A 22,407-nucleotide genomic window follows, 5' to 3' on the forward strand; every position below is an offset into this window, starting at 1 on the left:
AATGCGAGCGCCGACCCGGCCGCGTGTGGCCTACCGCACGCCGTTACCAGATCCGGACGCGATCCTCGGGGGCGATGTACAGCGGGTCGTTCTTGCTGACGCTGAACGCGTCGTACCAGGCATCGATGTTGCGCAGCGGCGCGAACGCACGGATCTGGCCCGGCGAATGCGGGCCGTTGACCAGCTGCTGGCGCAGCGCGTCATCGCGCCACAGCGTGCGCCACACCTGCGCCCAGCCCATGAACAGGCGCTGCTCGCCGCTGAAGCCGTCGATCGCCGGCGCCGGCTTGCCGGCGAGCGAACGGCGGTACGCCTCGAGCGCCATCGTCAGGCCGCCGAGGTCGCCGATGTTCTCGCCCATCGCCACCTTGCCGTTGATGCGCATGCCCGGCAGCGTCGGGAACTCGTACGACTCGTACTGCCCACCGAGGCGAGCGGCCTGCGCCTCGAACTTGGCCGCATCCTCGGCCGTCCACCAGTCGCGCAGCAGGCCCTTGCCGTCGGACTTGCGGCCCTGGTCGTCGAAGCCGTGGATGATCTCGTGGCCGATCACGCCGCCGATCGCGCCGTAGTTGACCGCCGGGTCGGCCGCCGGGTCGAAGAACGGCGGCTGCAGGATCGCGGCCGGGAACACGATCTCGTTCTTCACCGACGAGTAGTACGCGTTGACCGTCTGCGGGGTCATGCCCCACTCCCCCTTGTCGACCGGCTGGCCGATGCGCGCGCGGCGGTAGTCCCACTCGAACTTGCGGGCGCGCTCGGCATTGCCGAACGTGTCGCCGTTGACGACCTGCAGCCCGCTGTAGTCGCGCCACGTGTCCGGGTGGCCGATCTTCAGGCCGAAGTTCTGCAGCTTGGCCTTGGCCTCGGTCTTGGTCGCCGGGCTCATCCACGCGAGCGCGTCGAGCCGCGCGCCCATCGCCGTCTTCACGTTGGCGACCAGCGCGTCCATCTTGGCCTTCGAGTCGGCCGGGAAGTAGAGCTTCACGTAGTCGCGGCCGATCGCCTCGCCCATCGCGCCTTCCGCCAGCGCGACGCCGCGCTTCCAGCGGTCGCGCTGCTCGGGCTGGCCGTTGAGGAACTTGCTGCGGAACTCGAACTCCGCGTCGACGAACGCCTTCGACAGCAGCGGCGCGGCGTCGTCGACGGTGTGGAACGCCTGCCATGCCTTCAGCGTCTCGAGGTCGGTGTCGGCGAACACTGCGGCGATCTTCGGGAACGCGGTGTTCTGGCGCAGCACGGCGCGGTCGGCCTGGGCGACGCCGGCGGCCGTCAGGTACGTGGCCCACGGGAAGCCCGGGGCCTGCGCAGCCAGCTCGGCCGGCGTCACCGGGTTGTAGGTCTTGTCGCGGTCGCGGCTCTCGGCGCGGGTCCAGTGCGCCTGGGCGATGCGGGTCTCCATCGCCACGATCGCCGCCGCGTTCTCCTGCGGCTTCGGCCAGCCCGCGAGGCCCAGCATCTGCGCGATGTAGGCCTGGTAGCGCTCGCGCTGCGGCTTGAACTTGTCCTCCAGGTACATCTGGCGGTCGCTCAGGCCCAGGCCCGACTGGCCCATGTACAGCGCGTAGCGGTCCGGGTTGCGCGCGTCGTCGGACACCGACACGCCGAAGAAGCTGCCACCGAAGCCGCCATTGCGCTTGCCCATCAGCGCGGCCATGCCGTCCTTGTCCTTGACCGCGCGGATCGCGGCCAGGTGAGGCGCCAGCGGCTTGGCGCCGAGCGCCTCGATCGCCGCCTCGTCCATGAAGCCGCGGTACATCGCCGCGATCTTGGCCTGATCGCCGCCGGTGGCCGGGTCGCCGACCGGATAGCTCTCGACCAGCTGGCGCACGCGCGCCTCGGACAGGTCCCGCAGCACCGCGAAGCCGCCGTAGCTCGAGCGGTCGGCCGGGATCTGCGTGGTCGCGGCCCAGTTGCCGTTGACGTAGGCGAAGAAGTCCTCGCCCGGGCGCACGTTGCGGTTCATGCCGGCGGTGTCGATGCCCCACTCGCCCAGGCGCTTGGCGGCGATGGCGGCCGATGCGGTACCGCCGCCGCCCGTCGTGGTGTCGGCCGTATCGAACAGCGACTGGAGCTCACAGGCGTCGTCAACGCAGGCGTGGCGATCCTGCGCCGCCAGCGGCGCGGCGAAAGCCAGCGCGACGGTGGTCGCGACGCAAAGCAGGGACTTCTTCAAGGTGGTCTCTCCGGATTCGAACGGGCGGGCCGGCAGCGCGCGCGCCGGCCAGGCCGACGCTGGCGCCCGCGGGCCCAACGGAGCCCCTCCCCGGGGCCGGCGTTGTTTTACCGCGTCCGGCGCGGCGGATGCAGTGCCAACGGTTGGGTCATTCGCACGTGGCCGATGGCAAAAACGATCGGTCCGAAAGACGGCGCCTATCACTGCCGCCGAACGCGAACACCAGGAACACGTACTCGACCACGTAGAGCATCACGCTGCCGATCGAACCCAGGCCCAGCAGCACGCTGGCGGGGCGCCGGTCCTCGTCGTCCCAGCCGATCGCCGCCGCCGCGGCCGCCAGCGCGAAGCAGGCGACCGGCAGCCAGTGCCAGCGGCTGTCCCACGGCAGCCGCGTCGTCACGAGGATCATCCAGCCCCACCCCAGGGCCAGCGACGCCAGGGCCACCGCGATCGCGCGCGTGAACGGCAGGCGTGACGCGCCTGCGGCGTCGGACTTGCGCATGGTCTTCCTTCGACTGTGCCCGCGATGCCCAAGGCTATCGGAGATCCGCGCGCGGGGAGAAGCGGCACCGTTCGATTTCGCGCCATGCGGGGCTGAACGCGTATACGCTTGCGCGCGGGGACGTGCACGTTGCAGGAAAGGATGCCAATTCGATGAAGCGCAAGACGTTGATCACGTGCGTGGCTGCCGCGGGACTGGGCGCTGGCCTGCTTGCCTGGTGGTCCACCGCCCCACGGGTCGACGGGAGGCTGTCGGTGCCTGCCCAGTCGTCCAGTCCGCGCGACGCCAGCATGGCGGACCGCATCGTCGGGTCGGGCGCAAGGACGGCCACGCGGCCCGCACTTCTGCCGGGGCGGTTCGACGCCCAACGCGCCGAGCTGGAGGCGCGCGCCGCCGACGGCGATGCGGCGGCGGCCTACCGGTTGGGCGAGGTCATCGCCCTGTGCCTCGACTACAGGCCGATGCCGGCGGGCGAGTTCACGGCGATGCTGGCGCGGCTGGTGGCCGGCGTCGGCAAGGCGGCGCGCTTCGGCGAGGAGCCGCTGGATTCCGAGACAACCATCGACCTGTTTCTGTTCGCCTACGAGGAAGCGGAACGCATCTGCGACCAGACCGACGGGCTGCGCGCCAATCCGCCGACGCAGGACGCATTCCACTGGATCAGCCGCGCCGCCGCGTCGGGTCATCCGATGGCGATGGCGCGCTACGGCGACGTTGCCTTCAAGCCGTTCAAGGAAACGGCGGAGCTCCTCGACAATGCCGCCGAGGTCGCCCGACGGCGGGAGCTGACCCGCGCCTATGCCGAGCGGGCGCTGCGCGCCGGGGAACCGGCTGCGCTGCTTGCGCTTGCGAAGGGCCACTCCGCCGAGGGCATCCTCGAACCCGATCCCGTCCGAGCGCTGTCGTATTGGCTCGCCTACCGGCAGACCGCCGCCGCCAAGCGGCTTCCGGCTGCCATGCTGCGCATGGGCGAAGAGAAGGCAGCCGCCGGCATGTCCTCGTCGGCGCGCGCGCTGGCCGAACGGGAGGCGCAGCGCCTCCTCTCGGTGGTCGAGCCGAACGGAGCGACGCGATGAGCCGCTCCCGGTGGCTCGCGGTGGCCACGCTCGCGACCGTCATCGGCGCCGGCGGTGCCTGGCTGCTCATGCGCGGCAGCGTGGGGTCGAGCACGCCCGTGGCCACGGGCGAATCGTCCCGGCAGATCGATGAAGTCGCGCGCGAGTTCGCGCGGCTGCGTGCGCGTCCTGCGGACGATCGGTTCAACGCGCCGATCGATCCGGCCGACGCAGACTGGCGCATGCCCTTGGCGGACGTGGCAGGCCGACTGCAGGCGCAGGCCGACGCGGGCGAGGTGCACGCCATGTACGTGCTCGGCAAGCGGATGTCGGATTGCAACAGGACGCTCCGCGACAGGACTCCCGAAAAGCTTTGGACGGCCTACCAGGACGAACTCGAGTGGGCGAAGCGAGACGGTGCCGAACGTCCGGACTGGGATATGTCCAATCGGGTGCGAAATGCCGAAACACACTTCATCGTCGGCATGCAGCGCTACGAGGAGTGCACTTCAGTAGAACGGGCCCGGGTCGCCGAAGGCGTGGACTGGCTCGAGAGGGCGGGCCGGCAGGGCGATCGTGCTGCGCAGCAGGCATTCGCGGCCGCGCTGGCCAAGGACCTCGAGGATCGAAACGCCGTGATACGGGATGTCGAACGCCTCGCCAGGCGCCGCCAGCTGGCGCGCGAATGGATCGAGGCCGGCATTCGCGAAGGAGACGAAAGCTCGCTGGACCTGTACGTCGAGTCGCACGGCTATGGCAGCGGCCTGTACGCGCGTGACCTGCGCACGCTGGTCGTCTACGAATACGTGCGCTCGCTGGTGCGCGGTCGGCGCATAGGCGAGTTCGACGATCTGTGGAGTACGGGCCCCAAGCACCGCCACCCCGAAATACCGCCGGATCAGTGGCCGTCCATTCAATCCGAAGGCCAGCGAATCTTCCTTGCCTCGTTCAAGGACGCGCCACGTTCCCGGCGACGCTGGTGACACACAGGCCGTGCACGGCCTGCGTCGCACGACCGTCCCTGGGCATCGCATCGCCGCCGCGGAGCTGACGGCGAACGGACATCGGCCTCGTCTGTATCCTCACGCCCGCCATAGACCCCTTGCGCGGCCCTGCATCGTAGGTACGGACCGTGCCAGAGCCGGCGCCGCGCTCCACCGCGGCCCGACGCTATCGCCCGCTGCCGCTGCCCAGCTCGTACAGGTACTCGACGTACGACATCACCGCGCCGTCGTAGCCGCGCACGGCGGGCTTGGACGACTCGATCACGAAGTACTCGTCGGGCGCGTGCGCGCCGCCGCCGTGGCCGAGGCCGAAGTGCGCCGACGGCAGGCCCAGCGGCGGCTCGGTGAAAACGAAGCCCGGGTACGAGCCGGCCAGTCGCGGCCACAGCAGCGGCTCCAACCCGTTCCGCTTGAGCACCGCCAGCTGCGCCTGCACCAGCCGCGAACTCGCGTCGGTGCTGGTCGGGTTGTAGCCGCCGCTGACGTTGACGGCGATGTCGCCGTAGCCGCGCTTGGCCAGGTGCGCCTTCAGCGCCGCGACCGCACCGTCGCGGGTCATCGGCGGCACCAGCCGCATGTCGATCTTCGCGACCGCGCGGTGCGGCAGCACGGTTTTGCCACCGGGCCCGGTGTAGCCACCGACCAGGCCCTCGATGTTGATCGTCGGCTGCGACACCAGCCGCTCGTTCGCCTGCTGCCACGGCAGGTCGTCGATCCAGCGCGGCACGCCGAGCTGCTGCCTGGCGCGCGCTTCGTTGCGCTTGGCCATCGCGGCCGCGACCATCGCCCGGTGTTCGGCGCTGATCGGCGGCGCGGCGGGATACCCGTCGACGGTGATCGTGTTGCCGTCGTCCGACACCAGCGTGTCGAGCGCCTTGACCAGCCGCCACGCCGGGCTGTCGACCATCGCCTTCAGCGAGGAATGCACGTCCTTGGCCGGGCCGCGGCCCCAGGCGGTGCCGTCGGCGACGAGCTCGAGCTCGACGATGCCCTTCGCGCCGAGGTTCACGACGACCTCGCCGTCGGCGTCCTGCAGCGCCATCGGCATGAACACGCCGACGGTGTTCTTCAGCGCGGCCTGGACGTCCGGCCGCAGCGCGAGCTGGCCGATGTTCGGCGAGCCGATCTCCTCTTCGCCTTCGGCCACCAGCACCAGGTTGACCGGCATCGCCTGCTTCGCATCGCGGATCGCGTGAAGCGCGGCGAGCAGCGCCGACTGCGGCCCCTTCTGGTTGGTCGCGCCGCGGCCGATCATCACCTTGCCGACGCCGGGGCGGTCGACGATCCGCGCCTCCAGCGGCGGCGCGACCCACTCGCTGGCGTCGTACTGCTTGACGTCGTACATGAAGTACAGGCCGACGGTCGTCGGCGCGCCGGCGTCGAGCGTGGCGAACACGCCCGGCTTGCCGTCGGTCTGCACGATTTCGACCTTCTGGAAGCCCGCCTCGCGCGCCAGCTTCGCCATGTGCTCGGCGCCCTGCTGCACGTTGAGGTCCTCTGCGGCGATCGACGGCAGCGCGATCCACTCCTGCAGCCGCTTGACCGATACGTCGTGCTGCGCGACGACCTGCGTGCGGATCGCGTCGAGATCGGCGGCGGCCGCGTGCGCACCGGCGGCGCACGCGACGAGCGGGATCACGATCGATGCGGCGAGCGCGCGCAGTCGCGCGCGGCGGCGGAGCGGTGCATGACCGGACGGCGTGAGCATCGGCGGTTCCCCAGAGGCGACGAGCCCCGATCCTAGCGCGCGCCGCGGCGGACCGTGGCGCGGCGCCGACTCGCCCTGCCGCGACGACCCTCCCCTGCACGGGTGATGGGTCGCCCGGCATGGCCCGCACCGCTGCATCGCCGCGTTGGCTGCGGTGACCGCCGCGCCGCCCGCGCGACACCGTCCCCGTCGACTGGAGCGCCCCATGAAAGCCGCCGCCCTGACCGTACTCGCCCTGGCCACGCTGACCTCCCTGCCCGCCGCGCATGCCGCATCGGTCACGACGGTGATGAGCAACCTCGACAACCCGCGCGGACTGGCGTTCGGGCCGGAGGGCGCGCTGTACGTGGTCGAAGCCGGCCGCGGCGGGGCCGGCCCGTGCGCGACGCTGCGCGGCGTGCCCCGCTGCTACGGACCCTCCGGTGCGATCACGCGGCTGTGGCACGGCACGCAGCAGCGCGTCGTCGAAGGCCTGCCGTCGTACACCGATCCGGCCGGCGCGGAGATCACCGGCGCGCACGACATCGCCTTCGTCGGCCGCGGCAACGCCCGCGTAACGGTCGGCTTCGGCGCGGACCCGGCCGAGCGCGCCGGCTTCGGCGAGCTCGGCGCGCTGTTCGGCACCCTGCTGCGGGTAACGCCGGACGGCGCGTGGCGGGTCGATGCCGACGTGTCCGCGCACGAAGGCGCCAACAATCCGGCCGGCGGCCCGGTCGACACCAACCCGTACGGCGTGGCCGCCGACGGCGGTGCTCACGTGGTGGCCGACGCCGGCGCCAATGCGCTGCTGCGCGTGTCGGCCCGCGGCGACATCGAGACGCTGGCGGTCTTTCCGTCGCGGCCGGCCCGCTCGACCGACGCGGTGCCGACCACGGTGGTGCGCGGCCCCGACGGCGCCTGGTACATCGGCGAACTGACCGGCGTGCCGTTCGCCGACGGCTCGGCGCGCGTGTACCGGCTCGAGCCCGGCGGCGAGCCGGAGGTCCACCTGGGCGGCTTCAAGACCATCATCGACATGGCGTTCGGCGCCGATGGCAGCCTGTACGTGCTGCAGCACGCCACCGGCGCGCTGTTCTTCGGTGGGCCGGGGCAGATCGTGCGCGTCGCGCCGGACGGTTCGCGCTCGCTGGTGGTCGGCGGGCTGGAACGGCCGACGGCGCTCGCCGTCGGCGACGACGGCGCGCTCTACGTGAGCAACCGCGGCGCGTCGATCGCCACCGGCGAAGTGCTGAAGGTGGTGCCGTAGCCGACGCGTGCCCCAACGGTGGCGCGGAGCATGTGCGACCGCGCCTCCGGCATCGGGCGTCTTCGCGTCGGCGGGCCTGCGCCGCGCGGCGATCGCTCGCGCGGCCTTGGGCTCAGCGCCAGTCGGGCTCCACCGCGCGGCCGGTGGCGGCCGACCGCTCGGCGGCCTCCAGCACCGCCATCACGTCGAGCGCGTCGCGCGGCGTGACCGGGTTGGCCCCGCCTGCGCGCAGCGCCGCGGCGATGCCGGCGTAGTAGCGCGACTGGTCGCCGCGCGGCGTCGGCAGCGACTGCACGCCGCCGCGGTCGTCGTGCCATTCGAGCGCGTCGTCGTCGACGCCCCACGCGGCGTCGCCGGGCCGCACGCCGGCGATCAGCTGCGCCTCCTGCGGATCGGGACGACGCTTGACCACGCTGCCGCGCGTGCCGTGCACGACGAAGCGGGCACCCGCCGCGGCGGCCAGCACGCTGGCATGCAGCACCGCGCGGCGCGAGCCGAACGCGAGCACCGCGTGCGCCCAGTCCGCCGCCTGCGCGCCGTCGCGTTGCGCGGCCACGCTGGCCAGCACGGTGTCCGGCCGGCCGAGCAGCTGCAGCGCCTGGTCGACCAGGTGCGGCCCGAGGTCCCACCACAGGCCGCCGCCCGGCACGGCCTGTTCGCGCCAGCGGTCCCGGACCTGCGGACGGAACCGCTCGATCCGCGACTCCAGGTGCACGACCTCGCCGATGCGCCCCGCGTCGACGGCCTCGCGCACCGCAAGGAAGTCGCTGTCCCAGCGGCGGTTATGGAACACCGACAGCAGGCGGCCGCCGCGTTGGGCCAACTCCACCAGGGCACGCGCGTCGGCGAGGTCCGGCGTTAGCGGCTTGTCGACCACGACGTGCTTGCCGGCCGCCAGCGCGGCGCGCGCCAGTGGCGCGTGGGTGTCGTTCGGTGAAGCGATCACGACCAGCTCGATGCGCGGATCGACCGCGGCGTGCAGCGGATCGGCGAGCACGTCGACGCCCGGCAGGTCCGCGTGCACGCGGTCGGCATCGCGCGAGGCGACCACGGCCAGCGACAGCGCCGGCACCGCGCCGATCAGCGGCGCGTGGAACGTGCGGCCCGCGAATCCGTACCCGATCAGCGCAACGGGAATCGGCAGGTCGGGGCTCATGGCGGTCGTCCGGTCGAGGCGTGCGGGAAGCCCACGATACCGTCGGCCGCCGCGGCGCGCGTCGCGCTAGCGGCAGACGCGGGCGCGGCCGCGGTCGAAATGGAAGTGGTCGGCGTGCGCGCGGTTGTAGTCCGGGCCGAGCACCGCGTCGAAGTAGCGGCACGCCCCGTCGTGCACCGCGCGCAGGAACGCCGCCTCGGCGGCGTCGGGGTCCGCGCCGCTCGTCAACGCCGCACGCGCGCGCCCGGCGGCCTCCACCCGGTCGGTCGACGCAGCGCCGGCCGATGCCCCGTCCGGCGACGCCCAGCCGCCCAGCACGCGGACGCGGCGGCCGTTGTCGAGCACGAAGCCGGCGATGTCGAGCGCGTCGGCGGTCGCGTGCTGACTGCGGCGACGCCCGTCTTCGCCGTACAGGTTGCGGCACGCGTACGAGCCCAGGTGCTCGATCCGCTGCACGCCGGCGCCGAGGTGCGTGCGCGCCGCCTGCTGCAGTGCGTGCCGCTCCCACATCGCCAGCGACAGCGCCGCGCGGCAGCTCAGCGTGAACGGCTCGCCGACGGCGACGCTGCTGCGCTCGATCCGCACCGCGTTGGCGAAGCCGCAGCCGGTGCCGGTCCGGCGATCGTCGACCGGCACGAGCGCCATGTCGGCCTGCGCGAGCGCCGCGCGGCATGCGGCCGGATCGGCCGACGCGCGCGACAGCTTCAGGCCGGTCAGCAGGTTCGGGGGCGCGTCGATTCGCAGCGGCGCCCATGGATTCCACGCCTCGGGCACGGCGATCGCGCCGCTACGCAGCGCCCACGCGCCGGCCAGTGCGACCAGCAGCAGCGACAGCCACGCGAGCCGCCGCTTGGGAACGGGTGCCGATCCGGTCACGCGCGAACCCCGCCCCGGCGCGCCGCCGCTCCACCGCAGCGCCGCAGGCCGCGTCTGCCCTCTTCGTGCACCAGAGCGAGCCTCACGCGTGCCGACCGACGGCTAGCGCGGCTTCGACGCTGCGACGAACGGAAGCGCCGACAGCCGCTCGACGCGCGCGCGCAACCGCGGGTGCTCCAGCGGCACCAGGTCGTACAGCGCGACGTGGTCCCACAGCGACACGAGGTGGAAGCCGAGGTAGTCGGGCGCGTCCCCGAAGAGACCATGCCGCTGCTCGAGCCAGTCCAGCGCGGCGACCAGCGCGGTGCGCATCTTGTCGAAGCGCGGGTGCGCGGTGTCGAAGCCGCTGCGCGCGCCGAGCACGAGCTCGACCTCGGCGCCCATCGCGCCGTTCATCACCGCACGCGCATTGAGCGCGTCGACGTCGGCGGTCAGCACGCCGAACCGGTCGCCGGGGTCGCGCGTGCGCACCAGGTGCGCGGCGATGTGGTCGGACTCGAACACCGCGCGCCCGCCGTCGAGCAGCGTCGGCACCTTCATCAGCGGATTTGGCCCGAACAGCGCCGGGTCCAGCGCGGCGGCGTTTCCGGCGTCGACCAGCGCCGCCTCGATGCCGAGCCCGTCCAGCAGCAGCCGCACCTTGCGACTGAAGTGGGAACGCGGGGTGTAGATCAGCTGCAGGTCCATCGCGGGCTCCGGCGCCGAGCGCACGCAGGGGCGTCAGTACGCGCCCATGTAGTCCTTCTTGCCGATCTCGACGCCGGCGTGGCGCAGCAGCCCGTACGCCGTGGCGACATGGAAGAAGAACTGCGGCAGCCCGTAGTTCAGCAGGTAGGCCTGGCCGTGGATCGTGCGCTCCTTCGGCGTGCCGGGGCGCAGCACGATCTCGCGCTGCTCGCTGCCGTCGAAGCGCGCCGCGTCGAGTCCGTCGATGAAGGCCAGCGTCTTCGCGATCCGCGCCTGCAGCTCGGCGAACGTCTGCTCGGTGTCGTCGTACGCCGGCACGTCCTCGCCGGCGAGCCGCGCCGGCACGCTCTTGGCGAAGTCGCACGCGATCTGCACCTGGCGCACCAGCGGGAACATGTCCGGGAACAGCCGCGACTGCAGCAGCGCGGCCGGGTCGATCTTGCGCTGCGCCGCATGCGCCTCGGCCTTGGCCAGCACGTCGGCGAGGCCGCCGAGCATCTGCTTGAACACGGGAACGGACGCGGCGTGCATCGAAACGGTCATGGCGGTCTCGCGGGAAGGGGGACTGCATGGTAGCCGCGGCGCGGCGGCGTGCGGGGCGCGCTACCGGTCCGACAGCGCCGCCGACTCGCCGAGCAGGGCCTGCAGGTGGGCGATGTCGGCCGGCTTGACCAGGTGGTGGTCGAACCCGGCCGCGCGCGACATCGCCTCGTCCTGCGCCTGGCCGTAGCCGGTGAGGGCGATGAAGCGCGGCTTGCGCCCGGCGACCAGCCGGCGCAGGTGCCCGGCCAGTTCGTGCCCGGTCATGTCCGGCATGCCGATGTCGAGGATGAAGGCGTCCCAGTCGCTGCGCGTGGCGGCCAGCGCCAGCGCCTCGTGCCCGTGCGCGGCGGTGGCGACCTCGTGGCCGAGCACGCGCAGCACCGCGGCCAGCGTGTCGGCCGCATCGCGGTTGTCGTCGACCACCAGCACGGTGCGCCGGTGCGGCCCCTGCCGCGGGCCCGGCACGTCCGCCACCGGCAGCGCGCTGGTCGGCGCACGCGGGAGCACCACGGCGAAGGTGCTGCCCTGCCCCTGGCCGGCGCTGTGCGCCGACACGCGTCCGCCGTGCAGCTGGACGATGCTGCGCACCAGCGCCAGGCCGATGCCGAGCCCGCCCTGCGAACGGTCGGGCGTGCGCTCGCCCTGGGTGAACAGGTCGAACACCTGCGGCAGCAGCCGCTCGTCCATGCCGATGCCGTTGTCGGACACGCGGATGCCGACCTCCTCGTCCGACGCGGCGATCGCCACCGTGATCCGGCCGCCCTGCGGCGTGTACTTGGCCGCGTTGTTGAGCAGGTTCGACACCACCTGCACCAGCCGGTGGCGGTCGCCGAGCACGATCGCGGCGGTGCCGGACGATTCGGTCACCAGCTTGTGCTGCCGCGCCTGCAGGACCGGCTCGGCCTGCTCGATCGCCGCGGCGATGATCGCGCGCAGGTCGACCGGTTCGCGGTCGAACTCGACCAGCCCGCGGGTGACCCGCGAGACGTCCAGCAGGTCGTCGACCATCTCGGTCATGTGGGTGACCTGGCGGGCGATGATCTGCGCCGTCTGCGCCACGTGCGCCTCGTCGCCGGGCGCCATCTTCAGCAGCTGCGCGGCGGTGCCGATCGGCGCGAGCGGGTTGCGCAGCTCGTGGGCCAGCATCGCCAGGAACTCGTCCTTGCGCCGGTCGGCCTGCTCGAGGCTCTCGAGCATGTGGCGGCGCTCGGTGACGTCGAACACGGTGCCGATCATGGTCGCGGCGACGCGCTCGTCGCCGTCGCCCAGGAACGTGGCCTGACCGCGCGCCATCGTCCACACCACCCGGCCGCTGGGCCGCACCACGCGGAACTCCTGGCTGAAGCGGCCGTCGCGCTCGGGCGACTGCGCGGCGCGCAGGCCGGCCTGCACGCGCGGCCAGTCGTCGGGATGCACGGCGCGGACCACGTCTTCCAGCGTGAACGGGCCGCTCTCCAGCGGCACGCCGCAGATCTCCGCGGTGCGCGCGTCGACGCTGAGCAGTGCGCTGGCGCAGTCCCAGCTCCACGTGCCGAGCTGGGCGACGTCGAGCGCCAGCGCGTTGCGCTGCTGCGACAGGCGCAGCTCGCTGTCGATGCGCTTGCGGTCGGTGATGTCGAGCGAGGCGCCGATCAGCCCGATCACCTCGCCGCCGGCGTCGCGCATCGGCGCCTTGGTCGACAGCCACCACGCCGGCGAGCCGTCGGCCAGCTGGATGTGCTCCTCGACCTGTTCGGCCACGCCGGACTCCATGATCCGCCGGTCGGTCGCCATCACCGCCTCGGCCTGCGCCGGATCGGCGAGCACCTCGAGGTCGGTGTGCCCGATGTACGCCTCGTGCGGCATTCCGAGCAGCTCGGCGACGCCGCGGTTGCCGATGATCAGCCGGCCGTCGCGGTCCTTCGCGTAGACGACGCCGGGCACCGCCTCGATGAAGGTGCGCAGCAGCGCGGTCGCCTGGTCGCGCTCGGCTTCGACGCGACGGCGCTCGCCGTGGTCGAGCAGCACGCCGGGGAAGCGAACCGCCTGCCCGGCCTCGTCGAGCTCGACGCGGCCGTTGGCCTCGACCCACCGGTACGAGCCGTCGTACTGGCGCACGCGGTACTCGCACCGGTACGGCCCGCCGCGGCCCATCGCCTCGGCAATGGCCGCGTGCACGCGCGCAAGATCGTCCGGATGGATCCCGGCCGCGACCACCTCCAGCGACAGGCCGGCGCGGCAGTCCTCGGGGCTCAGGCCGAACGAACGGGCGAAGCGCTCGTCGGCGATGAAGCGGTCGTCGGGCACCGACCACACCCAGGTGCCGACGATCGCGCCGGCGTCGAGCGCCAGCTGCACGCGTTCGGCCGCGAGCGCCGCCTGCTTGGCGTCCTCGCGCTGGCGGGTGACGTCGCGGAACAGCACGGCGAGCCCCTCGTCGACGCAGAACGCTCGCACCTCGTACCAGGCGGCCCGTCCGTCGGGGTACGTGTAGTACGCCTCGAGCGCGTCCGGCTTGCCGTCGGCCAGCACGCGCCGGTACATGCGCCCGACCTCGGCGTCGAACGTCCCCGGGAACAGGTCCCAGTGGCTGCGACCGATCATCGCATCGCGCGGCATCCGCACCAGGGTCTCGACCAGGTCGTTGACCTCGAGCACGCGGAACTCGCGGTCGAACAGGACGAAGCCCTCGTCCATGTTCTCCAGCACGCCGCGGTGGCGCGCATCGCTGGCGGCGAGCCGCTGTTCGGCCTGCACCTGTGCGGTGATCTCGTTGCAGGCGCCGAACATGCCGGCCACCGCGCCGCGGTCGTCGCGAACCGGCGCGAAGAAGAACGAGAAGTGGGTGTCCTCGGGGTAGCCGTGGCGGTTCAGCGTCAGCTGCATGCGCGGGATCTGCACGACCTCGCCGCGCATCGCCGCGTCGACCAGCGGCTCGAGCTGGTCGCGAATCTCCGGCCACACTTCGAGCAGGTCCTGCGCCAGCGCGGCGGGATGCTTGGCGCCGAGGAACGGCGCGTAGTGGTCGTTGTAGAGGAACGCGCGCGTCGCCCCCCACATCACGTACATCGGCTGGTTCGACGCCAGCATCAGCGCGACCAGGGTGCGCAGCTGCAGCGGCCAGTCCGTGGCGGGGCCGAGCGCAGTGCGGCTCCAGTCGGTCTCGCGCAGGCGTTGGCCCATGTCGCCGCCGCCGGCGAGGAAATGAAGTTCTGGACGCGTCATCCCGATAGTTTGAAATGGCCGCCGCGGCCCATCGTCACGCGCACGTCACGCCCGCAGACCGGCACGCGCCGTCAGCGTCCGGCGCCGGCCGTGCCGCAGGTGTAGGCATCGACGAGCGCGCGGGTGCCCTGGTGCAGCGCCTGCGCGAGCGCCTCGGGCGCGCATGCGGCTTCGCCGTTGAGCCACGCGGTGATCGGCCCCAGCTGCGCTTCGGCCAGCGCCACCGCGGCCAGCCGCGGCGGCACCCGCAGGTGCGCGCCGACCTGCCGCCTGAGCCGCCGTTCGATCTGGTCCACCAGCACCGCCGCGACCTTGCGCCGCACCGCGCCGGACAGGATCCCCCGCGCCAGCGCGCGGTTCTGCCAGAAGTGGGCGAGCAGGCCCGGCAGCTGCGGGGCGGACGGGGCGACGACGGCGTCGGCGAGGATCGCGAACGGCCCCTCGATGCTGGCCGCGAGCAGGGCGTCCTTGTTGGCGAAGTGCTCGTAGAAGGTCGAGCGGCCGACGCCGGCCCGGGCGACGATGTCGTCGATGCGCACCTCGTGGTAGCGGCGCTCGAGCACCAGCACGAAGAACGCGCCGAGCAGGGCCTGGCGCGTGCGCTGCCGGCGCGCATCGGTGTGGCCGCTGTCGCTGGCGCGTGTCGCCGTCCCCATCGCCGGCATCGTCGCACGGCGCGGGCGGACGTTGGCCCCCCGATGTCCGGAAACGCGCGCGGGCGCGTCGCTATCGTCGACGCCATCGACCGACCCGGAGTGCGCCGATGTCCGACCCCGTCCCCGCGACCCGATCCTCCGGCGCCGCGCGCTTCGCCGGCGCCGCGCTGATCGCCACCCACGTCCTGGCCATTGGCGCGATGGCGCACCACCCGACCGCGCACGGGGACACGCAGGCGCAGGTGGTCGACGGATTCGTCCAGATGCAGGGCCTCAACACCGCGGTGCATGCGGCGATGATCGCGGCCGTGCTCGCGTCGTGGCTGGCGCTGGCCGAGTTCGGCGCCCGGCGCGGCGCCCAGCGCGCGCTCGTGCGCAGTGCCGGCCTGCTCTACGCCGCCGGCACCGCCGGCATGGTCGGCGCGGCGCTGACCAACGGCTTCATCGCCACCCGGATCGCGGTCGCCGCCCAGGGGGGCGATGCGCGCACGGTCGAGGCCGCCGGCGACCTGCTGCGACTGTGCTGGGCCGCGAACCAGACGCTCGCCGGCTTTGGCCTGTACGCGATCTCGGCGGCGATCGCGCTGTGGTCGCTGGACCTGCTCCGCGACCGCCGTGTGCTGGCGCTCGCCGCCGGCGGCTACGGCGTGGCGATCGCCGCCGCCGGTGCCGGCGGCCACGCGCTCGGCGCCTACGTCCTCGACGTGCGCGGCATGGCCGCGGTCGTGCTCGCGCACGCCGTCTGGTACGTGCTCGTCGGCGTCCTGATGTGGCGCGGCGGCGCGGCCCGCGCGGCGCCCGCTGCCTGAGCCGCGGCCGGCCGGCGGCGCACCGCATTGCCTGCCGCACGCGTGGCCGACGGCCGGGGCGGCCGGAGCCCGCGTGCGATAATTCGCGGCCGCCTCCACCGCACGCCCCCATGCCCCGCTCGATCGTCGTCACCTGCGCCCTGCCCTACGCCAACGGCCCGCTGCACCTGGGCCACCTGGTCGGCTACATCCAGGGCGACATGTGGACGCGGGCGCAGCGGATGTCGGGCCGGACGACGCACTTCGTCTGCGCCGACGACACCCACGGCACGCCGATCATGCTCGCGGCTGAGAAGGCCGGGACGACGCCGGAGGCCTTCATCGCCGGGATCCAGGCCGGCCACGAGCGCGACTTCGCCGACTTCGGCGTCGCGTTCGACCACTACGACTCGACCCATTCGCCGCGCAACCGCGCGCTGACCGAAGCGATCTTCCTCGCGCTGGAATCGGCCGGGCACATCAGCCGGCGCTCGGTCGCGCAGCTGTTCGATCCGGTCAAGGGCATGTTCCTGCCCGACCGCTACGTCAAGGGCACGTGCCCGAACTGCGGCACCGCCGACCAGTACGGCGACAACTGCGAGAACTGCGGCGCCACCTACGCGCCGACCGAACTGAAGGACCCGCGCTCGGTGCTCAGCGGCGCGCCGCCGGAGCTGCGCGACTCGGAGCACTTCTTCTTCGAGGTCGGCCGCTTCGAAGCGTTCCTGCGCGAGTGGCTCGCCGGCGACGTGGCCGGGCCCGGCGTCAAGGCCAAGCTGATGGAGTGGCTCGATGCCGACGGCGGCCTGCGCGCCTGGGACATCTCGCGCGACGCGCCGTACTTCGGCTTCGAGATTCCCGGCCACCCCGGCAAGTACCTGTACGTGTGGCTGGACGCGCCGATCGGCTACCTGTCGAGCTTCCAGGCGCTGTGCGAGCGCGAGGGGCTGGACTTCGCCGCGCACCTGGCGCCGGACACCCAGGCCGAACTGCACCACTTCATCGGCAAGGACATCGTCAACTTCCACGGCCTGTTCTGGCCGGCGGTGCTGCACGGCTCCGGCCATCGCGCGCCGACCCGGCTGCACGTCAACGGCTACCTGATGGTCAACGGCGAGAAGATGTCGAAGTCGCGCGGCACGTTCGTGATGGCGCGCACCTACCTCGACACCGGCATCGACCCGGAAGCGCTGCGCTACTACTTCGCTACCAAGACCTCCGGCGGCGTCGACGACGTCGATCTGAACTTCGCCGACTTCACCGCGCGCGTGAACAGCGACGTGGTCGGCAAATTCGTCAACCTCGCCAGCCGCTGCGCCGGCTTCATCGAGAAGGGGTTCGACGGCCAGCTCGCCGCCGCGCTGCCGGACCCTGCGATGTACGAGCGCTTCGTCGCCCAGCTCGGCCCGATCGCCGACGCCTACGCGCGCAACGAGGCCGCCACCGCGGTGCGGCTGACGATGGCGCTCGCCGACGAGGCGAACAAGTACATCGACGAGCACAAGCCGTGGGTGCTCGCCAAGCAGGAGGGCAGCGATGCGCAGCTGCAGGCGGTGTGCACGCAGGGGCTGAACCTGTTCCGCGTGCTCGCCGGCGCGCTCAAGCCGATCCTGCCGCGCACCACTGCACAGGCGGAAGCGTTCCTCGCCGCGCCCGTCGCGCGCTGGGACGACCTGAGCGCCCCGCTCGTCGCCCACCGCATCGGCGCGTACGCGCCGCTGTTCACCCGAATCGACCCGAAGCTGATCGCCGCCATGACCGACGCCTCCAAGGACACCCTCGCCGCGCCCGCGCCGGCGCCCGCCGCACCGGCCAAGGCCACGCCTGCACCGGAGCCCGCCGCGACGCCGGCCACCGCGGCCACGTCCGGCGCCGCCACCGTCGGCATCGACGACTTCGCCAAGCTCGACCTGCGGGTCGGCAAGGTCACCGCCTGCGAGTTCGTCGAGGGCTCGGACAAGCTGCTGCGCTTCGAACTCGACGCCGGCGAGCTCGGCACGCGCCAGATCTTCTCCGGCATCCGCGGTTCGTACGGCGCCCCCGACGCGCTGGTCGGCCGGCACGTGGTGTTCATCGCCAACCTCGCGCCGCGCAAGATGCGCTTCGGCATCAGCGAAGGAATGATCCTGTCGGCCGGCTTCGACGGCGGCGGCCTGTTCCTGCTCGACGCCGACGCCGGCGTGCAGCCGGGCATGCCGGTCCGCTGACGCCGTCGGCCGGGCCTTGCGCCCGCGTCCGCAGACGGCGCCGCGCCGCACTCCGATCGTGCCGATCCCGACCCCACGCCCGGGCACCCCGGCAGCGGATACGCCGCTGGTGGAGCGCCTCGACCGGCTGCTGCCGCAGACCCAGTGCGGCCAGTGCGGTTTCGACGGCTGCCGGCCCTATGCCGAGGCGATGGCGCGCGGCGAGGCCGACATCGACCGCTGTCCGCCGGGCGGCGACGACGGCGCCCGCGCGCTGGCGGCGCTGCTGCGCGTGCCCGCCAAACCGTTCGACCGCGCCCGCGGCGAGCACAAACCCGCGCAGGTCGCGCTGGTCGTCGAGGCCGACTGCATCGGCTGCACCAAGTGCATCCAGGCGTGCCCGGTCGACGCGATCATCGGCGCCTCCAAGCACATGCACACGGTCATCGAGCCGCTGTGCACCGGCTGCGAGCTGTGCGTGCCGGCGTGCCCAGTCGACTGCATCGTGCTGGTGCCGGCCTGATTCAGTGCGCGGCCCACCGACGACCCGACGCCTCGCCCCGCTGAAGACGTAACCCGAAACGCACACGGCGCACCCTGCGGCGCGCCGTGCGCGTGACCCGCGGGCGCGAGGCGAACCGCTACCTGCCCGCCGCCTTGGGCTCGGCGCCCGCCGCAGGCGTCGCGCAGGCGCTGCACACGCGTTCGACCGCCAGCCCCTGTGCACGCAGCTTCTCGACCACGCCGTCGGCGCCGAGCAGGTGCAGCGCGCCGACCACGACCAGCGCGTCGTCGCGCTTGGACTCGTCGAGCAGGCGGCGGATCTGCGGCACCCACGCATCGTTGCGCTCGACGTTGACGCGGCGGTAGGCGACCGGCGACTTCTGCGCCATCTCCGCGCGCGCCACCCGGTCGAGCGTGTCGACGTCGCCGGCGCGCCACGCGGCGTGCAGGTCGTTGAGCCGGGTCGGCAGTTCCTGCGGCTTGTCGAGGATTTCCTTGAGGCCGGCGATCTGCTCGTCCATCGGCGTGCCGTCGAGCACGGCCAGCTGCGCGGCCATCGACTCCAGGCCGCCGGTGGGCTTGCCGGCCTCGGATGCGCGGGTCATGAGGTGGCGATCGAGGCCCTTTTCCGCGCTGAAACCCAGCGCCTGCGAAACGCCGAGGGTCAACGACAGGTTCACGAACCACGGCTCGTAGCCGTCGACCGAGGCCACCTGCCCGCCCATCAGCCGGTTGAGCTTCTCGTGGAGTTCGCCCGGCAGCACGGTCTGCAGCGTGCGCGCGTCGCCATAGCCGGCCGCGGCGAGGAATGCCTGGGCGTTGGCCGGGTCGAGCATCGCCTCGGGCGCCACCTCGAACACGACCTTCTCGGCGTCTTCGAAAGCGGCGTCGATGTCGGGCGAAAGCGGGTAGTCGTCGTTCCTCAACAGGTGGAACGAGCCGAGCAGGTACACGTCGTTGTCGGCATCGGAGACCTTCCACATCAGCGGCACCGGCGCGGCGCGGACGACATCCACGGCAGCGGCCGGTGCAGTGGCCGCCGGTGGCTTGTCGAGCGTGGCGGCCAGTGCCAGCGACGAGGCCGCCGTCGCGGCGCACAGCGCAAGGGCGAGTCGGGTGAAGGTGCGCATCGGGAACGGTTTCCTTGCCGGTGTGGGGAGTCGTGGTGCAGGTCGCGCTGGATTTGCGCTGGATTCGCGCTCGATCAGGACTTGTAGATCTTCTCGCCGGCCTCGACCAGCAGGTCGAGCCGGTTCTCGTTCGGCGGCAGCGGACACGTGGCGAACGGCGTGAACGCGCACGGCGGGTTGTAGGCCTGGTTGAAGTCGAGGACGACCTTGCCGCCGACGCCGGGCTTGGTCGCGTACAGGTAGCGACCGGCGCCGTAGCTGCCGTGGCCGCTGGTGCGGTCGGCGAAGATCACGAACAGCTGGTCGCCGCCCTCGTCCAGCGCCTCCAGCCGGTAGGTCTGCTCGCCGCGCTGGAACTCGATCACGCCGGGGTTGGGCATGTTGTCGACGCCGCCGACGATGTTGGCGATCGGCAGCGTCTTGCCGGGCGGGTGCGCGGTGAAGGTGCCGGTGACGCGCCACGCGGCGTCCGCCGGCCAGTACTGCAGGCCCTTGAAGCCGGTGCGGGTCGCGGCGTCCGCGTGCCTGACGCGCAGCGCGAGCCGCTCGCCGCGGCGGATCACCGAGGCGACGCCCTTCCCGTCGTCGAAGCCGAGCTTGCTCGCGCCGGCCGGATCGCGGTCGGTGCGCAGCGTCGCGCCGCCCTGCAGCGGCTGGCCGTCGAGCGTCACGGCGACGCCGCGCTCGCCGACGAAGCGCACCTGCCCGTCGCGAACGTGCAGCAGGCCGAGGTGCGCCGGGCCCATCGCGAGGCGGATGCCATTGTCGGCATCGCTGCCGACGTAGTGCGAACCGCTCTCCAGCCAGTGCAGGCCGGTCAGCGTGGTCCAGCCCTCCGGCGCGATCAGCTCGCTGCGGCGCTGGTCGCGCCACGCCTGCTGCTCGAGCAGGAACGCCGACTGCTCGCGGCGCGCCTGCTCGGCGGCCGCGCGCTCCTGCTCGGCGTCGCCGCAGCCGGCCAGCGCCACGCAGGCCGCGAGCGCCAGCCAGTGCAATGCGGAACGTCGGTGCTGCGGGGTGTTCGCGCGCATGTCAGCGGCCTCTCAGGAACCAGCGGTCGATGTCGTGGAGGGTAAAGCGCGCCCACGTCGGGCGGCCATGGTTGCACTGGCCGGAGCGTTCGGTCGCTTCCATCTCGCGCAGCAGGGCGTTCATTTCCGGCAGCGACAGGCGGCGGTTGGCGCGCACCGCGCCGTGGCAGGCCATCGTCGCGAGCAATTCGTCGCGCACCGCGGCCACGCGTCGGCCCGCGCCCATGGGCGCGTCGCCGTGCTCGCGCAGGTCGGCCAGCACGTCGCGCAGCAGCGCCTCGACGTCGCCGTGGGCCAGCAGCGCGGGCACGCTGCGCAGCGCCAGCGCCTGCGGGCCGCTGCGGGTGACCTCGAACCCCAGTTCGGCCAGCGTCGCCGCCTCGCGCTCGGCCGCGTCGGCCTCGCGCTCGGACACCGCCAGCGTCGCCGGCACCAGCAGCGGCTGGGTGCGAACGCCTTCGCCGTCGTGCGCGGCCTTGAGCTTCTCGTAGCCGATGCGCTCGTGCGCGGCGTGCATGTCGACGACGATCAGGCCGTCGACGGTCTCGGCCAGGATGTAGATCCCGTGCAGCTGCGCGATCGCGTAGCCCAGCGGCGGCAGCGACGCGTCGGGGCTGGCCGGCAGCGGCCGATCGGCGCTCCACCCGGTCGCGGCCGGGCCCCCTGCGCCGAGCGGGCCCGAGTCGTCGTTGACCGCGGGGGCCGGCGCGCCGTCCAGCGCGGCGTATGCGGCGCGCGCCTCGGCCACCGGCAGGCCGAGCGGCGCCTGTGGCGCGGCCCAGCCGTACCCCAACGATCCGCCTCCGAGCGCCGCGGCACCGCTCGCACCGGTGGCACCGCCGCTCGAAGCCACCGCCCCCGACACCGCACCGGCGCGGGTCTCGGCCAGCGCCTCGTGCAGGGTGCGGTAGACGAAATCGTGGATCAGCCGCGCGTCGCGGAAGCGCACCTCGTGCTTGGCCGGGTGGACGTTGACGTCGACGCGCCGCGGGTCGAGTTCGAGGAACAGCACGTACGCCGGCTGGCGGCCGTGGAAGAGCACGTCGGCGTAGGCCTGCTTGACCGCGTGCGCGACGCTGCGATCGCGCACCGCGCGGCCGTTGACGTACAGAAACTGCTGGTCGGCGCTGGCGCGGTTGTAGGCCGGCTGGGCGATCCAGCCGTGCAGGCGCAAGCCGGCGGCCGCGTGGTCGACGCGCAGCACGTTGCGGGCGAACTCCTCGCCGAGCGCCTCGTGCAGGCGCGCGTCGGACAGCAGGCCGCCGTTGACCGGTGAGCCCTCGCCCTTCCACCGTCGCGATGGCCGGCCGTTGTGCGACACGCGCAGCTCCACATCGGGCCGCGCGAGCGCCAGCTGCCGCAGCCAGTCCTCGATGTGGCCCAGCTCGGTGCGCTCGGCCTTCAGGAACTTGCGCCGCGCCGGCACGTTGAAGAACAGCTCGCGCACTTCGACCGTGGTGCCGACCGGGTGCGGCCGCGGCTCGACCGCGCCGACGCGGCCGCCGTCGACCTCGATCGCCGCGCCGTGCTCGGCGTCGCGCCGCCGCGAGGTCAGCGCGAACCGGCTGACCGACGCGATCGACGGCAGCGCCTCGCCGCGGAAGCCGAGCGTGCCGACCCCCTCGAGGTCGTCGAGCGACGCGATCTTGCTGGTCGCGTGGCGCGAGATCGCCAGCGGCAGTTCGTCGGGCGGGATGCCGGCGCCGTCGTCGCGGATGCGGATCAGCCGCACGCCGCCCTCTTCGAGGTCGATGTCGACGCGGGTCGCGCCGGCGTCGAGCGCATTCTCGACCAGCTCCTTGACCACGGACGCAGGCCGCTCGACGACTTCGCCGGCGGCGATCTGGTTGATCAGGGTGTCGGGCAGCGGACGTATCGGCACGGGAAAACGGCGCCGCGCGGGCGCCGTCCAGAGAATCAATCGCGATGATAGCCGCTGGCGTCGCGCCTGC

At 72.8% G+C, this 22,407-nt stretch carries 18 protein-coding genes; 6 read left to right on the forward strand and 12 right to left on the reverse strand.

Annotation, left to right across the window (positions count from 1 at the left end; translation table 11 throughout):
- Positions 1–43: 43 nt before the first annotated feature.
- Both D3A60_RS09715 and D3A60_RS09720 read right to left on the reverse strand, forming a co-directional pair.
- Positions 44–2,176, reverse strand: a complete 2,133-nt coding sequence (locus D3A60_RS09715; RefSeq protein ID WP_119718468.1) for a M13 family metallopeptidase — start codon at positions 2,174–2,176, stop codon at positions 44–46.
- 148 nt (positions 2,177–2,324) lie between these two features.
- Positions 2,325–2,681, reverse strand: coding sequence for a hypothetical protein (locus tag D3A60_RS09720; RefSeq protein ID WP_119718469.1), 357 nt, complete (start codon positions 2,679–2,681; stop codon positions 2,325–2,327).
- A 152-nt stretch (positions 2,682–2,833) separates the two neighbouring features.
- On the opposite strand from D3A60_RS09720, the gene D3A60_RS09725 reads away from it, so the two are divergent.
- Together D3A60_RS09725 and D3A60_RS09730 are read left to right on the forward strand one after the other, a co-directional pair.
- A complete protein-coding gene (locus D3A60_RS09725; protein ID WP_157981455.1) occupies positions 2,834–3,757 on the forward strand; it encodes an SEL1-like repeat protein in 924 nt (307 codons plus the stop codon).
- Positions 3,754–4,719, forward strand: coding sequence for a hypothetical protein (locus D3A60_RS09730; protein WP_119718471.1), 966 nt, complete (start codon positions 3,754–3,756; stop codon positions 4,717–4,719). Before D3A60_RS09725 ends, D3A60_RS09730 begins: the two co-directional genes overlap by 4 nt.
- A gap of 187 nt (positions 4,720–4,906) precedes the next feature.
- On the opposite strand, the gene D3A60_RS09735 is transcribed toward D3A60_RS09730, so the two are convergent.
- The gene (locus D3A60_RS09735) at positions 4,907–6,448 is read right to left on the reverse strand and encodes a M20/M25/M40 family metallo-hydrolase (RefSeq protein ID WP_119718472.1); all 1,542 of its coding nucleotides are present in this window, start codon (positions 6,446–6,448) and stop codon (positions 4,907–4,909) included.
- Positions 6,449–6,653: 205 nt separating this feature from the next.
- Here D3A60_RS09735 and D3A60_RS09740 point away from each other — a divergent pair, with 205 nt between their 5' ends.
- Positions 6,654–7,694 carry a ScyD/ScyE family protein gene (locus tag D3A60_RS09740; RefSeq protein ID WP_119718473.1) on the forward strand — a complete coding sequence of 347 codons (1,041 nt, stop codon included), beginning with the start codon at positions 6,654–6,656 and terminating at the stop codon, positions 7,692–7,694.
- A 112-nt stretch (positions 7,695–7,806) separates the two neighbouring features.
- On the opposite strand, the gene D3A60_RS09745 is transcribed toward D3A60_RS09740, so the two are convergent.
- From D3A60_RS09745 to D3A60_RS09770, 6 genes are all read right to left on the reverse strand, one after another.
- Complete coding sequence (locus tag D3A60_RS09745; RefSeq protein ID WP_119718474.1) at positions 7,807–8,850, reverse strand: oxidoreductase; 1,044 nt, start codon at positions 8,848–8,850, stop codon at positions 7,807–7,809.
- 66 nt (positions 8,851–8,916) lie between these two features.
- Positions 8,917–9,726, reverse strand: coding sequence for an extensin-like domain-containing protein (locus D3A60_RS09750; RefSeq protein WP_119718475.1), 810 nt, complete (start codon positions 9,724–9,726; stop codon positions 8,917–8,919).
- A gap of 102 nt (positions 9,727–9,828) precedes the next feature.
- Positions 9,829–10,413 carry a glutathione S-transferase family protein gene (locus tag D3A60_RS09755; protein ID WP_119718476.1) on the reverse strand — a complete coding sequence of 195 codons (585 nt, stop codon included), beginning with the start codon at positions 10,411–10,413 and terminating at the stop codon, positions 9,829–9,831.
- A gap of 33 nt (positions 10,414–10,446) precedes the next feature.
- Positions 10,447–10,956, reverse strand: coding sequence for a DUF1993 domain-containing protein (locus D3A60_RS09760; protein ID WP_119718477.1), 510 nt, complete (start codon positions 10,954–10,956; stop codon positions 10,447–10,449).
- Positions 10,957–11,016: 60 nt separating this feature from the next.
- Positions 11,017–14,160 (reverse strand): hybrid sensor histidine kinase/response regulator, encoded by a 3,144-nt coding sequence (locus tag D3A60_RS09765; protein WP_119718478.1) that lies wholly within the window; start codon positions 14,158–14,160, stop codon positions 11,017–11,019.
- A 71-nt stretch (positions 14,161–14,231) separates the two neighbouring features.
- Complete coding sequence (locus tag D3A60_RS09770; RefSeq protein ID WP_196778704.1) at positions 14,232–14,816, reverse strand: TetR/AcrR family transcriptional regulator; 585 nt, start codon at positions 14,814–14,816, stop codon at positions 14,232–14,234.
- 107 nt (positions 14,817–14,923) lie between these two features.
- On the opposite strand from D3A60_RS09770, the gene D3A60_RS09775 reads away from it, so the two are divergent.
- The 3 genes from D3A60_RS09775 (at position 14,924) to rnfB (ending at position 18,313) form a co-directional block, all read left to right on the forward strand.
- The gene (locus tag D3A60_RS09775) at positions 14,924–15,625 is read left to right on the forward strand and encodes a hypothetical protein (RefSeq protein ID WP_119718480.1); all 702 of its coding nucleotides are present in this window, start codon (positions 14,924–14,926) and stop codon (positions 15,623–15,625) included.
- A gap of 110 nt (positions 15,626–15,735) precedes the next feature.
- Positions 15,736–17,811 carry a methionine--tRNA ligase gene (gene metG / locus D3A60_RS09780; protein ID WP_119718481.1) on the forward strand — a complete coding sequence of 692 codons (2,076 nt, stop codon included), beginning with the start codon at positions 15,736–15,738 and terminating at the stop codon, positions 17,809–17,811.
- A 64-nt stretch (positions 17,812–17,875) separates the two neighbouring features.
- Complete coding sequence (gene rnfB, locus D3A60_RS09785; protein WP_196778733.1) at positions 17,876–18,313, forward strand: Rnf electron transport complex subunit RnfB; 438 nt, start codon at positions 17,876–17,878, stop codon at positions 18,311–18,313.
- A 118-nt stretch (positions 18,314–18,431) separates the two neighbouring features.
- Here rnfB and D3A60_RS09790 read toward each other — a convergent pair whose 3' ends face one another.
- From D3A60_RS09790 to mutL, 3 genes are all read right to left on the reverse strand, one after another.
- On the reverse strand, positions 18,432–19,424 hold the full coding sequence (locus D3A60_RS09790) for a TraB/GumN family protein (protein WP_119718482.1): 993 nt from the start codon (positions 19,422–19,424) through the stop codon (positions 18,432–18,434).
- Positions 19,425–19,498: 74 nt separating this feature from the next.
- The gene (locus D3A60_RS09795; protein ID WP_119718483.1) at positions 19,499–20,455 is read right to left on the reverse strand and encodes a DUF1684 domain-containing protein; all 957 of its coding nucleotides are present in this window, start codon (positions 20,453–20,455) and stop codon (positions 19,499–19,501) included.
- Position 20,456: 1 nt separating this feature from the next.
- Positions 20,457–22,337, reverse strand: a complete 1,881-nt coding sequence (gene mutL, locus D3A60_RS09800) for a DNA mismatch repair endonuclease MutL (RefSeq protein WP_119718484.1) — start codon at positions 22,335–22,337, stop codon at positions 20,457–20,459.
- Positions 22,338–22,407: the final 70 nt, after the last annotated feature.

Origin of the sequence: Cognatilysobacter tabacisoli, assembly GCF_003586305.1 — a bacterium.
Classification (GTDB): domain Bacteria; phylum Pseudomonadota; class Gammaproteobacteria; order Xanthomonadales; family Xanthomonadaceae; genus Cognatilysobacter_A; species Cognatilysobacter_A tabacisoli.